Genomic DNA, 15,215 nt, shown 5'->3' with positions numbered 1-15,215 from the left:
CCGGTAAATTTAGGAAATCCAAGCCACATGAAAATTCTGCTTTTAGTAGGGTTAATTGTTTTAAATGGTCTGTTTGCCATGTCTGAGATTGCATTGGTAGCAGCAAAAAATAGTCGGCTGAAACGCTTAGCCGAAAAACACCGCTCCGCTCAGGTTGCTCTTGATCTCAAAGAAAACCCAACCCGCTTCCTCTCTACAATCCAAATCGGTATCACGGTAATCGGCCTACTCAGCGGGATTGTGGGTGAGGCGACGCTATCGGCTCCACTAGCCGTTCAACTTGAACTGTGGGGACTAGACCCAACACAAGCGAACATCTTGTCTACTGCGGTTGTGGTGGTAGGTATTACTTATTTCGCTATCGTTGTCGGTGAGTTGGTACCAAAGCGTTTTGCTCAGTCTCAAGCTGAAAACATTGCTGTGTTAGTCGCGCTGCCAATCTTCTGGTTATCTAAAATCGCGACGCCGTTTGTGTTTGCGTTGTCGGCTTCAACGGAAGGTATTCTTAAGTTGATGGGCCGAGGCGGTGAAGAAGATAGCGTTACCGAAGATGATATCCATGCACTTGTGAAAGAGGGCTCAGAATCGGGTGTGATTGAACGCGGCGAACAAGAGATGATTCGTAATATCTTGCAGCTTGATGATCGTCTTGTGAGCTCATTGATGACTCCGCGTCGAGACATCGACTTTCTGGATGTCGACCAACCCGTTGAGCAGATATTAAAGAAACTGCGTTCATCAAAACACAGTGTGTTTCCATTGTGCCAAGATCACCTCAATAAAGTGGTGGGTACAGTGTCAGCCAAAGCCTTGCTGAATCAGGCGGGCAATCTAAGCATTCAAGTGATCATGGGGCTGTCTCGCTCGCCGATCTATGTTCCAGAATCGATGAAAGCTCTGCGTCTACTTGGCTACTTTAAAGAGTCGGGCACCGAGATGGCATTCATTGTCGACGAGTATGGCGATGTTCAAGGTCTTGTGACTCATTACGATATTCTTGAGGCGATTGCTGGCGAGCTATCGAATAATCCGAACGATCTTTGGACCGAGCAAGTGGAAGACGGTTTGTTGGTGGATGGATTGATTCCTATCAGTGAACTGAAAAACCGTTTAGAGCTATCGGATTTTGAGGGCGAAAGCGAGAGCTTCCAAACGCTGAATGGCCTTGTGACATGGTTAATAGGGCGCTTACCGGATGCAGGCGAAGTTGTTCAATACCAGCAGTGGCAGTTTGAAATTATCTCTGTTGAGAACAATCGCATTGTGAGTATCAAAGCGACGCCAATAGCCGATGACATAGAAGACGCTAATAGCTAACAGTTCGACCAACCAGCAAGCGGCAATGGTTCATTGTCTGTTGTTGTCTATTACCTCTTTATTGTTCATTATCTCTAAGATTAGGTATGCTTCACCGCATACCTATTTTCGTTTTTATCCTTTGTTTCTGGAGTTCCCTTTGTCAGACCATCAATTCACCCCTCAAGATGAAATCTTCATGCGACGTGCCATCGAGGTGGCTACGCAAGCAGAGAGCGAGGGAGAGGTTCCTGTTGGTGCAGTATTAGTAAAAGATGGGGAGATTATCTCTGAAGGATGGAACCGTTCGATTGGCAGCCACGATGCTACGGCACACGCAGAAATTGAAACCTTGCGTAAAGCCGGTCAAGCCTTAGAAAACTATCGGCTACTCGATACCACTTTATACGTTACGCTAGAGCCTTGCCCAATGTGCGCAGGTGCCTTGCTACACAGCCGAGTAAAGCGCATTGTGTTTGGTGCTCCAGACTTAAAAGCAGGCGCTGCAGGTACAGTGTTGAATTTGTTTGAAAGCCAGGCCTCATACCACTATGCCGACGTTGAACATGGTTTGTTAGAGGAAGAGTGCCGTGAGCAATTACAAGCGTTTTTCAAGCGTCGTAGAAAAGAGATAAAAGAGAAGCGAAAGCAAGAACGTCTGTTGGAAGAGCAGCGTTTAGAAGCAGAGATGAAGGCTGGCAATAAGAAATAGCAGCGTACTTTCGGCACTCTCTATCGCAAGAGTGCCAAGCAAACTGACTGAGTAACTACATTTACTCAGCAATCATCTGCATGAAAGCGCGATTGCGCCAAATGATCTTCTTCTTATTATTTGAAAGCATACGCTTACGACGGTTTGCAGCAACGGTCTTATCAAGGCGTTTCGATTTCAGTTTCTTCATCATTTCAATGATTTCCTATTTGTCGTCTGACTTTTTAGTTTGGACTAACGATTTAATTATAGTGTTATTCGTTTGTTTGGCCTGTCGCACGCTTGGCTTAAATAGAAGAGCAGTTCTAGTCTAAAGCCAGCATTGCAGTGCAACAGAGCATAATCTTGATTGTGGTGTGCCGTTATAAGGTTCGATTGTTACTGCAATATGACACTCTAGATCTCATCATCATTTTCTTGCCTGCTTCCCTTATCCCTTAGTGACGAAAGAAGAGTCGAAAAAAGACAATAAAAAAGAGCAATGCTAGATGGCATTGCTCTTTTGGGTTTTACTGTGAAGGCTCAGAACTGCTTACTGTCGACTGAGCTGTGCTGATACTCGATTCAGCACCTGAGGTTTCTAAAGGTGGGATCACCACCAAACCTTCAAGGGTCGCTTCTTGTTCTTTATTGCGCTTATTTACATGGCCAATAATGCTTTGGTAATAACGGCGAATGTTTTCAACGTAGTTTCTCGCTTCATCACCACGCGCATACCCATATCGAGTTTGGCTGTAGTACTTCTTCTGTCTTAACAGAGGCAGTCTGTCTTTCACATCGCCCCAAGCATCGGGATCGCCACCTTGTGCCTTCGTGAGGCGACGCGCGTCCATCATGTGCCCGTAACCGACATTGTATGAAGCAAGTGCAAACCAGATCTTTTCGTGTTGAGTGATTGAATCTGGTACTCGGTTCACGATACGACGCAGGTACTCAACACCGCCTTGTACCGACTGGTTCGGGTCGAGACGGTTGGTTACCCCAACACTCTTCGCGGTGGGCAGTGTCAACATCATCATGCCACGAACACCCGTTGGTGAGCGCGCAACAGGGTTCCAGTGTGATTCTTGGTAGGCCAAAGCGGCAATCAAGCGCCAATCAAATTCTTGAGAGTACCTTTGAAATAGCGGCGACCATTTTGGCAACTTGCTGTCCAGTGCGCGGATAAAGGCACGAGTATCAACGTAGTCAAAAGTGCCGATGTGGCCGATGTATTTCTCTTCTAGTGAAGCCAGTTCACCAGACTGTTTTAGGTTACCGAAGAACTCAATCAGCAAAGCATACAGGCTTTCATCTTCCGATCTATTTAGGTACCAAGAGATAGGTTGGTCTTCTGTCAGCTCAAATGCCAAGGCAACATCTGGGTACAAACGTTGCGCCAGTGATAGCTCGATAGAGTCGGCCACTGTGAATAAACGTTCGCCTGTTGATACTTCTTTGAGCAGGTCGTTGATATCAGCATTGCCGACCGCATCATAGATAAAGTCATCGTGTGTTTTCTGCAGCTGCTTTAGTGTTGGCTCAAAGTGTGAGTCTTTCACCACAACCAAAGATGGCGTTAATGTGTCAGTAGACGCCGCCTCTTCTGATTCAGTTTGTGCTTTAACAAAGTCAACCTGACGCTCATTCTCGAAATTGATCAGTTGTTCAAGGTTTCTCGGTCGCCACTGGCCTTTTTTGTATACGACCTGTTGGCTTACGTAGTAATAAGCAGGTGCGGCGCGATAAGCTCGTGTCAGTTTGTTGTTTTGCGTTAAGCCGGTCGCGATAAGATCGATTTCGCCTTTCTGCAGTGCAGGGAACAAGCCAGACAAACGGTAAGCGGGTTTAACCTCAAGCTTTACACCAAGCTCCTGCGCAAATTCACGAGCTAATTCGTAATCCAAGCCAGCAGGACCATCAGGACCGATGTAATAAGAGAGTTGGTTATTTAGGGTGCCGACACGAAGAACGCCACGATCTCGTATCTGCTCAAGGACACTTTTAGGTTCAGATTCAATCTGGCATCCAGCCAACCCAAATAGGGCGATGGCGAGCAGAAGGAACTTAGACGAAAAGATGAGCGTAAATTTAGGCATCAAAATGAAATCTCGAAAAGTGGAAGCTCCTTTATACCAAACCCCGCAAGGCTGGCAAAGCAGGTTTAATTAAACAGTTGTAAAAGTGGTGATAAATGCAGCAAAAGTACCATTTACGCAGAAAGATAAAAAAAATCACGCAAACGGTTGCTTTTGGTGTTACGTCACAAAAAGAAATGCTTTATAATGCGCTCGCATTGAAGAGGTGGGATCGGCATAGGTTTTTAAACCTTCGGGAATAGCTTCGAAGAAAACAGTTAGGTTTTTCCTTTAACCCACTGAATTTATTCCAATACTACCTTAATCAACTGCATAAGAGACGTAAGCACATGAGAATTTTGCGTGGCTCCCCAGCTCTATCTGAGTTTCGTGTTAACAAGCTTTTAGAGCTTTGTCGTGAATTAAGCTTACCTGTAACAGGTATTTACGCTGAGTTTGCCCACTTTGCTGATCTAACGGCAGACCTAGATGAGTCTGAAGTTGAGAAGCTAGAAAAGCTACTGACTTACGGTCCAACGATTGAAGAGCATGAACCTGAAGGTTTACTGCTGCTTGCAACGCCACGCCCAGGCACTATCTCGCCTTGGTCTTCAAAATCAACAGATATCGCACACAACTGCGGACTGGCTAAAGTGTCACGTCTAGAGCGCGGTACTGCTTTCTACATTGAAACCTCTGCTGAACTTTCTGAACTTCAACTTGTTGAGCTGAAAGCAATCCTGCACGACCGTATGATGGAAGTGGTTTTCACTGACTTCGAATCAGCGGCGGCACTATTTACCGTTGCTGAGCCTGCTCCTTATGCGGAAGTTGACCTACTAACTGGTGGACGTAAAGCGCTTGAAAAAGCAAACGTTACCCTAGGTCTTGCACTTGCAGAAGATGAGATTGATTACCTTCTTGAAAGCTTCACTGAGAAGCTAGGTCGTAACCCGACGGACATCGAGCTAATGATGTTTGCACAAGCGAACTCAGAGCACTGTCGTCATAAGATCTTTAACGCTGATTGGACTATCGATGGCGTTAAGCAAGAAAAATCATTGTTCAAGATGATTAAGAACACCTTTGAAACGACACCAGAACATGTTCTGTCTGCTTATAAAGATAACGCAGCGGTAATGACAGGTTCTGAAGTTGGTCGTTTCTTCCCAGATCCAGAAACTCGCCAGTACAGCTACCACCAAGAAAAAACACACATCTTGATGAAAGTTGAAACGCACAACCACCCAACGGCAATCTCACCGTGGCCAGGCGCATCGACAGGTTCAGGCGGTGAAATCCGTGATGAAGGCGCAACCGGTATTGGTGGTAAGCCAAAAGCGGGTCTTGTTGCTTTCTCTGTATCTAACCTTAAGATCCCGAACTTCGTTCAACCTTGGGAAACTGACTTTGGTAAGCCAAGCCGTATCGTTACTGCTCTGGATATCATGCTTGAAGGTCCTCTTGGTGGCGCGGCATTCAACAACGAATTTGGTCGTCCAAACCTACTTGGCTACTTCCGTACTTACGAAGAGAAAGTAAACTCTCACGCAGGTGAAGAAGTGCGTGGTTACCACAAACCAATCATGCTAGCTGGTGGTCTTGGCAACATCCGTGATGAGCACGTTCAGAAGAAAGAGATCCCGGTAGGTGCAAGCCTAATCGTTCTAGGTGGTCCTGCGATGAACATCGGCCTTGGCGGCGGTGCGGCATCTTCAATGGATTCTGGTTCTTCTTCTGAAGATCTTGATTTCGCTTCTGTACAACGTGAAAACCCAGAGATGGAGCGTCGTTGTCAGGAAGTTATCGACCGTTGTTGGCAGCTTGGTGATGCGAACCCAATCGCATTTATCCACGATGTGGGCGCGGGCGGTATCTCGAATGCTCTTCCTGAGCTAGTCGACGATGGCGAGCGTGGCGGTATCTTTAATCTACGTGACGTGCCAAACGATGAGCCGGGCATGAGCCCACTTGAGATCTGGTGTAACGAATCTCAAGAGCGTTATGTAATGGCGGTTGCTGATAAAGACATGGCAACGTTCGACGCGATTTGTAAGCGTGAACGTGCACCGTACGCAGTGGTTGGTAAAGCAACTGAAGAACGTGATCTGAAATTAGAAGATTCACACTTCGACAACACGCCAATCGACATGCCAATGGACATCCTATTAGGTAAAACACCTAAGATGCACCGTGACGCGAAAACGCTAAAAGCTAACAACCCTGCGATTGACCGTTCTGGCATCGAGATGAACGAAGCGGTTGACCGTGTTCTTCGCTTGCCAACAGTCGCTGAGAAAACATTCCTTATCACCATCGGTGACCGCTCGGTAACAGGCCTTGTAGCTCGTGACCAAATGGTTGGTCCATGGCAGGTTCCTGTTGCTAACTGCGCAGTAACAGCGGCAAGCTACGACTCTTACCACGGTGAGGCTATGTCTCTTGGTGAGCGTACGCCAGTGGCACTTCTAGACTTCGGCGCATCGGCTCGTCTAGCGGTTGGTGAAGCAATTACTAACATCGCAGCGACCAACATCGGCGATATCAAACACATTAAACTGTCGGCTAACTGGATGTCTCCAGCAGGTCACCCAGGTGAAGATGCAGGTCTTTACGAAGCGGTTAAAGCGGTTGGTGAAGAACTATGTCCAGCTCTGGGTCTAACTATCCCAGTGGGTAAAGACTCAATGTCGATGAAGACTAAGTGGGAAGAGAATGGCGAGCAGAAAGAAGTAACGTCTCCGCTATCTCTTGTTATCACTGCGTTTGCACGTGTTGAAGATGTTCGTAAGACGATTACTCCTCAGCTTCGCACTGACAAAGGTAATACAAGCCTAGTTCTTATCGACCTAGGTAACGGCAAAAACCGTATGGGTGCAACAGCACTTGCACAGGTTTACAAGCAGCTTGGTGACAAGCCAGCAGACGTAGACAACGCAGCGCAACTAAAAGGTTTCTACGAAGGCGTTCAAGCACTTGTAGCGAACGACCAAGTTGTCGCTTACCACGATAAAGGCGATGGTGGTCTATTCGTAACGCTAGCAGAAATGGCATTCGCAGGTCACTGTGGTGTTAATGCAAACATTGAAGCGTTAGGTGAAGACACGCTAGCAGCACTGTTCAACGAAGAGCTAGGTGCAGTAATCCAAGTCCGTAACGACGACCTAGACGCAGTACTTTCTACTCTTGCAGCTAACGGTCTAGAAGCATGTTCTCATGTGATTGGCTGCGTTGTTGGTGAAGGGGAAGCATCAGATGAACTAGTGATTAAGTCTGGCGAGTCTGTAGTGATTGAACGTAACCGTACTGAACTACGTACTATCTGGGCTGAGACAACGCACAAGATGCAAGGTCTGCGTGATAACCCAGTATGTGCTGACCAAGAACATGAAGCGAAGAAAGACAACTCGGACCCAGGTCTGAACGTGAAACTGAGCTTTGACGTAAACGAAGACATCGCAGCACCGTTCATCAACACAGGTGCTAAGCCTAAGATGGCGATTCTACGTGAGCAGGGTGTTAACTCTCACGTTGAAATGGCAGCAGCATTCGACCGTGCAGGCTTCGAAGCAACTGATATTCACATGAGCGACATCCTAACAGGTCAAGCGGTACTAGAAGAATACAACGGCCTTGTGGCATGTGGTGGCTTCTCTTACGGTGATGTACTAGGTGCTGGTGAAGGTTGGGCGAAGTCGGTTTTGTTTAATGACTCTACTCGTGACCAGTTTGAAAACTTCTTCAAGCGTGAAGATACCTTCTCTCTAGGTGTGTGTAACGGTTGTCAGATGCTGTCGAATCTACGTGAACTTATCCCAGGTGCGGAGTACTGGCCACGTTTCGTTCGCAACGAATCTGAGCGCTTTGAAGCACGTTTCAGCCTAGTAGAAGTTCAGAAGTCAGATTCTGTATTCTTCAACGGCATGGAAGGTTCTCGTATGCCAATCGCTGTTTCTCACGGTGAAGGCCGCGTAGAAGTACGTGATAACGACCACCTAAACGCGATTGAAAACTCAGGTACGGTTGCTCTACGTTACGTTGATAACAACGGTAACCAAACGCAGCAATACCCGAATAACCCGAATGGTTCGCCAAACGCTATCACAGGTTTAACAACGACTGACGGCCGCGTGACAATTATGATGCCTCACCCAGAGCGTGTATTCCGTACGGTTGCAAACTCTTGGTCTCCGGAAGGTTGGGGCGAGAATGGCGCTTGGATGCGTATGTTCCAAAACGCACGTAAGAACGTGGGTTAATTGAAAACGATTTAAACAGTGTTATCGGGACAATAACCACAAGCGCAGATCGAAAGGTCTGCGCTTTTTTTGGTGGTGAGTGTGGTGTAGGGATCACCGTATAGTGGATGTGTGTATAACAAACTTTTGGACAGAAATGAGTTTTGGAAAATCAAACATTAGCAAATGACTAATAACTTCAGGTATGACAAATAACTAAACCTGATAGAAAAACTGCCACCAAAGAGCAAAAGACAAGACCTGACCCTATTGTTTTTTGTACGCAAAAAAACAGCAGTCAGTGATAGGGTTTAATCGCCAAATAAATTCTACGCAAACTACCATTTTCATGCCGGGCTAAATGACATGGTTCAGCATGCACTCCCAAGGGCCTCAAAGGGAAGATTGAGCACCTTCTGCCCATTTGGTCAGCTTTAAATCGTCCAAAATAAGCAGCACGCAAGGCACAACAATTGACGCTAGTAACGTAGCCGAGACTAAGCCAAACGCAATACTGGCAATTAACGGGATCAGAAATTGCGCTTGCGTACTGGTTTCGGTTAACAGTGGAAGCAATCCTGCAAATGTGGTTAACGAGGTGATAAATATCGCTCTAAATCGGTCACGTACCGCCTCTCGACAAGCGTCTATCAAGCGCTCGCCTTGGGGGATATTCTTCTTAATAAAATTGACCAACAGAATGTTATCGTTAACGACGATACCCGCTAAGGTAGCAAAGCCAACCAAGCTTGGAATAGTCAAATCGAACCCCATGCCCAAGTGCCCCCATACCACACCAATCCAGCCCATAGGGATTGCCAGCAGCACAGCAATCGGTTGAGTGTAGCTTTGTAACAGGAACACTAAAATAAGATAAATCCCCACCACGCCAAGAGCAAAGAAGGTCGCCAGCGAGGAGCCCGTATCTGAGCTTTCTTTATCCTGACCTTGCGAGGTGAAGGTGATGTCTGGGAATTTGTGTTGAGTTTGCGAGACAAATTCGCTATTGAACTGCAGCATGATTTCACGCGCATTGGCAACCCGCGTATCGATATTGCCTTGCACAACCACAGTGTTCATCCCATTAATGCGGTGAATTCGCGAGAAGGCTTGTTTTCTGTCAAACGTCGCAACACTTGATAATGGAACTAGGGTTCCATTGCCTGCCGTCACCATCAAGTTATTCAACTCATACAGGCTAGCTTGGTGCGTAAACTCATCCAGTCTCACACTAATATCCACCAGCTCGCCTTGTTGGAAAACCGTCAGATCAGTACTGCCTTTTACCGCGCTGCGCAGCGTTTGAGCAATGTTGGAAGCATTAACTCCCATCACGCCAGCTTCATCTTTAAGGTTAACGTGAAATTCGGTTCTGCCCTCACGCAGATCGGTGGAGAGGTTATAGACACCGTCAAATCCCTTCAACCATTTCACCAGCGAGCGGCTGACTTGATTGAGCTCTTGTAACGACTCACCCTGAACCCGAATATCAATGCCATTGCCAGCAATGCCCCGTTCTTTATCGGTAAACTTGAGTGAAACCACATCCGCCGTAGGGCCTACTTTTTGTTTCCAATCTTGGATCAGATCTTTAATGCTCTGCTGCCTAAATTGCGCTGGCAATAGATCGGCACTGACGGTTGCCATATGCGGCCCCGACTCATTAGCATCAGCATTTGAGTTGAACATGATCGTGGTGCTCGCGACCAAAGGTTTTGAGCTTGGGTATTTCTCTGCGTATTCTTGGTTGAGTTCATCAAGCGCGTTTGAAACCTTCTCCACCACCGCCTCTGTCTGGCTCAGTAAACTGCCTTGAGGGAGCAAGATACGCGCCTGCAGCACATCACTTTCCAAGGCAGGCATGGCTTTGAATTTCAGCCAACCTGACGAAATGGAAGCGGTTGAAATCATCACCACCATCACCAATATCCCTACTGAAAGATAAGGTGCATTCATCGCCTTGACACTCACTGGCACAAAGAATCTGTCTCTGATGTTTTCAAAACCGGCAATGAACTTGTCCCGTATAGGATTAGAGCGAGATTCAGTATGGCTATGTGCCAAATGAGACGGCAAGATCAAGAAAGCTTCTATCAGACTAACAAGCAAGGTAATCAATAACACGATGGGAATATAGCGTAGTACTTCGCCCATCTTGCCTGTGAGAAACATCAGCGGCCCTATCACCATGATGGTGGTAGCAAACGATGCAATCACACCTGGGAAGACTTGTTTGGTACCTTCAACTGCAGCGTCAAACGCGGGTAGCCCTTGTTGCCTCTTGGCAGCGATGTTTTCTGCAATGATCAACGAGTCGTCCATTAGCAGACCAATCGCGACAATCAGCCCGACCAGCGTCATCATATTCAGGGTATAACCGAGAAGTTGTATCGCAAAAATGGCGCCAAGGAATGAAACCGGCAGCCCCATGGTGACCCAAAAGCTAAAGCGAATATTAAAAAACGCCCACAACATCAAAAATGCCAGTGCTAATCCCTGTGCGCCATTGCTGGTGAGGATTCTCAGACGCTCAATAATATTGGTGCTGGAATCTTGGGTGATGGTTAAAGCGACGCCTTCAGGGGCTCTCGCCTGTTCTTTTTCAACGATGCTGACGATCGCATCTTTGACCGTTAAGGTATCTTGAAATTGCGTTTTGGACACCTGAAGCAAAGCGGCACGCTGACCATTGAACAGGATTTGATTTTCATCGCTAGTGAACTTCTGCTGAATAACGGCAACATCACCGAGGCGAACCTGAGTCCCCGTCTCACTGGATTTAATCACGATATTTTCGAAGTCTCTGACGTTGCTGCCTAAGTGGTCGAAGCGGACGCTGATCTCTTCCAAGTCATTACTAAATACGCCAGCAGGAGTGCTGATACTTTGCTGTTGTACTAGATTGGACAAGTCGGACACACTCAGGCCGTACTGCTGCAACTTCCACTGCGATACGCGAATTTCTATTTCTTGATCCGCAAAACCGCTCACGGTCACCTGAGCGATCAATGGGCTCTCTTTTAACTTGTGCTTAATTTGTTGGGCATAGAGATATAAGTCCCTATCTGACATATTGCCGGTAATCGCGACACTGGCCACCGTTGCCACTCGGTCTAGTTTCGACACCGTGATCTGCTCAACTCGATCCGGAAAATCACTGATGGCGTTAACCTGCTGTTGAATATCGCTGGTTAAAGTGTCAATGTCTTCATCATCGCCGATTTCCACATTGGCGATAACCAAACTCTCTCGGGCATCACAGCTTAACTCTTTAATTCCACTCAGCTTATCGAGAGAATCTTCCAACGGGTAACACACTTCTTCCATCATCTCAAAAGGTGACGCACCCGGATAAACGATCCGAACCTCAATATTTTTGGTCGGCGTCAACGGAAAAGTGTCTTTCTGCAGTTTGGGCAAGGCAAAAGCCCCTAACAGCAGTACCGCCATCATCAGGACATTGGCGCCAGTGGTGTGCCGAGCAAAAAAAGCGATCATAATTTGCCCTCTTTCTGAATCGCGTTTAGGGCTTTAAATCCGCTCTGCGTATCCAACCAAAGGCCGATTTTCTCATCCGGTTGCGGTTGTAAAGCCATCCCCTCAACGGCGGGTGAAAGTTTACTTAGCACAACCACATCACCGAATTCCACGCCAGATTTGATCACCGCAACCTGCCCTTGGACGAAATCTATCCTGACAGGTTTGCTTTTCAGTTTACCTTCAGAGACAGTGTAAACTTTACCATCATGGATGGCGTTTATCGGTAGCAAGACTTGTTGCTCCATCATTGGTGCTTTAATCGTGACTTTAACGAAAGTCCCACGAATAAGTGGTGGCTTCTCCCCGGGAATGGCTTGCTGATAGGGCTGATTTACTTGTGCAACCAGGCTTTGGCTTTGAGTCTGAGCATCGATTTCACCGCCGGAGCGGCTGATTTCGGCAGGCCAAGTAATTACTTTATCGCCTGCTTGGAGCTCGACTGTCGCGCTCAAGTTGCTATGAACATCTTCGTCAAGCGAGTCAAAGCGATTGGAATTTCTTAGCGGACGCATTTTACCAAGCGGAAACTGCGCGCGAACCTCAACGGCATCGATGTCATCCGCTTTGAGCAGCAATTCCCCCTTGTTGACATACTCGGCGAGTCCAACCAAGGTTTCGACAATGCGAATATCAAATGGGGCTTTAATTACGGTTTGTTCGAGATCTCGGTTTGCAAGTGCTAGTTCCGTTTGCAAAACCTTTTGCTGCGCTTGATTAATTGCCAGTTGGTTTTTCTGTGTCTGGAGCTGTTGCTGGCTGCTGAGCAAGTCTTTGGTCGCGCGGTCTTTCTCTGTTTTGGAGATATGCCCGGTTTCACTCAATTTGATTGAGCGGGCATATTCTGACTGTTGTACCTCAAACTCTTTCTCTGCAATCTTGAGCGAATCGATAATGGTCTGATTCGTTAGCATTAGCACTTCAAGCTCAGCTTGCAAACGGGCAATAGTAAGTTGATAAGCGGTGGGGTCAATTCTAAGGAGTTCGCTGTCTTTGCGGATAATAGCGCCCGTTTTGTATTGCTCAGAAACCCACACAACCGCGCCGTCAAGTTCAGACTGTGCCTGCCAGTCTTGAACAGACTCGGTATGTCCATATCCGATGGCAGAAGGTTGGATATTTCGCGGCTCGACTTTCAACACCCGAACCACCTTTTTAGCAGCCGTATTACTCGCATTAGGCGGTTCAGCCTTCATCCCTGGTGCGATCACCAATAACGCGATGCCCAACAAAACAGGAGGAACAAACAGAGCCCTTTGTAACCAGCTATACCTAGTCATAGCGATTCCCTTACTATATATTAGCTTTTCCTTAAGCAAAAGGTAGCACACCAACATAAGCGGATTTGCTTCCTTGATCTCAAAATAAGTCAGGCCTCACAAATGGAGGCCTGATTGAATTGAGCTACTGATTGTTTTTGCCTTTGCCCATGGTATTTTTGGGGTTCACCATGCCTTGATGAGCATTAAACTCTTGTTGAGAGATAGCGCGATCCGCGTTGCTATCTAACGAAGCAAAACTGTGGCTTTGATTGATATTTTTCAACGTACGTCCCTCTTCTGCTCGCTGGGCAATACGTTCTGAGCGTGCTTGATTGAACTCGGCTTCGGTTATCTTGCCATCACCATCGAGATCAAACTGTGAAAATACTGGGCGTGACATATTGTTATTCATGCCTTTATTCATTCCACCAGCCATTGCACCGAAGGCAATAACGATACCGAGTAACGCGATTATCGTGCTTTTGATTTTCATGACGTTTTCCTTCTCTTTGTTTCACTACTTAAGAATATACTAATGTAAGTAAGATAACGTCATGTGATGTAAAGGTATGTAAAGATGGCTAAGTAGATATCGATTTATGTTCTTATCGGTTTGTAAGCGCAGCGCAACAGAAATTATGAAACTTCTGCCGCTAGTACTCTGGTAAGAGTACAGGCATAGCTATGTCCAAATGGTTTTCAAATTATCCCAAACTTTCAGCCACCGAAACCGAAACCGAAAAGCCAATGATATAAAATCCCTAGTTTCGAAAAATATGGCGATTTTTAGACATTCAGAGTGTTTTCGAACTTTTGCCCAGCAGTTTGCCTTGCAAATATCCAACAGACAAGGGATTACTTTTAGTAGGGCAAATGCATGTTAACATTCTGTTAACTCTGACTGGTGATGGGGCAATAATGATTCCCAGAACATACAAAAAAGCCGCTGGATTGAACCCCAGCGGCTTATTATTTTCTAGCATCTAGCATCTAGCATCTAGCATCTAGCATCTAGCATCTAGCATCTAGCGCTTAGATTAGTTGTTGCTGTGTAGTTCGCTGTTTAGCTCAACAGCAGACTTGTTCGCAAGACATTCAATTTGGCCAGTGATTGAGTTACGACGGAACAGAAGATCAGAAACGCCAGCTAGATCGCGAGCTTTAATGATCTCTACTTCGTTGCCTTCTTTATCTAACATGCGAACCTTAGTACCCGCAGTCACGTAAAGACCAGACTCAACCGTACAACGGTCGCCCATAGGGAAGCCAAGACCAGCGTTTGCGCCTAGTAGGCAGTTTTCGCCGATAGAGATAACCATCGTACCGCCACCAGACAGAGTACCCATGATAGAAGCGCCGCCGCCGATGTCTGAACCGTTACCTACAACAACACCCGCAGAGATACGACCTTCAACCATGCTCACGCCAGTTGTACCAGCATTGAAGTTGATGAAACCTTCGTGCATTACTGTTGTGCCTTCGCCTACGTGTGCGCCAAGACGAACACGAGAAGTGTCAGCAATACGAATACCTGTTGGTACTACGTAGTCCACCATTTTAGGGAACTTGTCTACGCAATCTACAGACAGAGCACGACCTGCAAGGCGAGCTTCGATTTGACGCTCAGCCAGCTCAGGTAGGTCGATAGGGCCTTCGTTTGTCCATGCGATGTTGTGCAGTAGACCGAAGATGCCGTCCAGTACCGTACCGTGTGGTTGTACTAGGCGGTTAGAGATAAGTTGTAGCTTTAGGAAGCCTTCAGCAACTGATGCTGGCTTCTCGTCAGTAGCAAGAACAACAAGAACAAGTGGCTGTTCAGACGCTGCCGCTTTTTCTGCGAAAGATGCGTTAGCTGCATCATCGTTTGCTGCGAATGCTTTCGCCAGTTCTGCGCTTTGTGCAGCAGAGATTTCGATAGCTTGGTTGCCTTCAGCGTAACCTGACACTTCAGCTACAGCTGCTACAAGAGCGTCGCTTGGGTTTAGAAGCGGGTTAGGGAAGAACGCTTCAATGATTTTATTGTCGCGATTTTTGGTTGCCGTACCGAAGGCTAGTGAAAAATAAGCCATGTTGAATCTCCATGTGTTGAGTCTTGATTTTGCTATTCCAAAAC

Annotated in this window: 8 protein-coding genes and 1 pseudogene; 3 read left to right on the top strand and 6 right to left on the bottom strand. The window is 46.8% G+C overall.

Translation table 11 applies throughout. The features are described 5' to 3' along the window. The first annotated feature begins 27 nt into the window (after nucleotides 1–27). Together AB6D58_RS08930 and tadA are read left to right on the top strand one after the other, a co-directional pair. A complete protein-coding gene (locus AB6D58_RS08930; protein ID WP_017067641.1) occupies nucleotides 28–1,317 on the top strand; it encodes a hemolysin family protein in 1,290 nt (429 codons plus the stop codon). Between the two features lie 86 nt (nucleotides 1,318–1,403). Next, nucleotides 1,404–2,008 (top strand): annotated as a pseudogene (gene tadA / locus AB6D58_RS08925) (tRNA adenosine(34) deaminase TadA). A gap of 61 nt (nucleotides 2,009–2,069) precedes the next feature. On the opposite strand, the gene AB6D58_RS08920 reads toward tadA, so the two are convergent. Then, the gene (locus tag AB6D58_RS08920) at nucleotides 2,070–2,201 is read right to left on the bottom strand and encodes a hypothetical protein (RefSeq protein WP_017059878.1); all 132 of its coding nucleotides are present in this window, start codon (nucleotides 2,199–2,201) and stop codon (nucleotides 2,070–2,072) included. A 316-nt stretch (nucleotides 2,202–2,517) separates the two neighbouring features. Then, complete coding sequence (gene mltF / locus AB6D58_RS08915; protein ID WP_372157043.1) at nucleotides 2,518–4,086, bottom strand: membrane-bound lytic murein transglycosylase MltF; 1,569 nt, start codon at nucleotides 4,084–4,086, stop codon at nucleotides 2,518–2,520. Nucleotides 4,087–4,415: 329 nt separating this feature from the next. Here mltF and purL point away from each other — a divergent pair, with 329 nt between their 5' ends. Next, on the top strand, nucleotides 4,416–8,324 hold the full coding sequence (gene purL / locus AB6D58_RS08910) for a phosphoribosylformylglycinamidine synthase (RefSeq protein WP_017059881.1): 3,909 nt from the start codon (nucleotides 4,416–4,418) through the stop codon (nucleotides 8,322–8,324). A 372-nt stretch (nucleotides 8,325–8,696) separates the two neighbouring features. On the opposite strand, the gene AB6D58_RS08905 is transcribed toward purL, so the two are convergent. The 4 genes from AB6D58_RS08905 to dapD all read right to left on the bottom strand — a co-directional run bounded on the left by AB6D58_RS08905 (nucleotide 8,697) and on the right by dapD (nucleotide 15,171). After that, nucleotides 8,697–11,801 (bottom strand): efflux RND transporter permease subunit, encoded by a 3,105-nt coding sequence (locus AB6D58_RS08905; RefSeq protein ID WP_372157041.1) that lies wholly within the window; start codon nucleotides 11,799–11,801, stop codon nucleotides 8,697–8,699. Beyond that, nucleotides 11,798–13,120 (bottom strand): efflux RND transporter periplasmic adaptor subunit, encoded by a 1,323-nt coding sequence (locus AB6D58_RS08900; protein WP_032545691.1) that lies wholly within the window; start codon nucleotides 13,118–13,120, stop codon nucleotides 11,798–11,800. The genes AB6D58_RS08905 and AB6D58_RS08900 overlap by 4 nt, the downstream gene beginning before the upstream one ends. Before the next feature lie 124 nt (nucleotides 13,121–13,244). Next, nucleotides 13,245–13,595, bottom strand: coding sequence for an EF-hand domain-containing protein (locus AB6D58_RS08895; RefSeq protein WP_017059884.1), 351 nt, complete (start codon nucleotides 13,593–13,595; stop codon nucleotides 13,245–13,247). A gap of 544 nt (nucleotides 13,596–14,139) precedes the next feature. Next, nucleotides 14,140–15,171 carry a 2,3,4,5-tetrahydropyridine-2,6-dicarboxylate N-succinyltransferase gene (gene dapD / locus AB6D58_RS08890; protein WP_017059885.1) on the bottom strand — a complete coding sequence of 344 codons (1,032 nt, stop codon included), beginning with the start codon at nucleotides 15,169–15,171 and terminating at the stop codon, nucleotides 14,140–14,142. Nucleotides 15,172–15,215 lie beyond the last annotated feature (44 nt).

Origin of the sequence: Vibrio sp. 10N.239.312.D08 (assembly GCF_041466145.1) — a bacterium.
In the GTDB taxonomy this organism is placed as follows: domain Bacteria; phylum Pseudomonadota; class Gammaproteobacteria; order Enterobacterales; family Vibrionaceae; genus Vibrio; species Vibrio crassostreae_C.
Note: the sequence above shows the minus strand (reverse complement) of the source record. Positions and strands in the feature narration are given on the sequence as shown.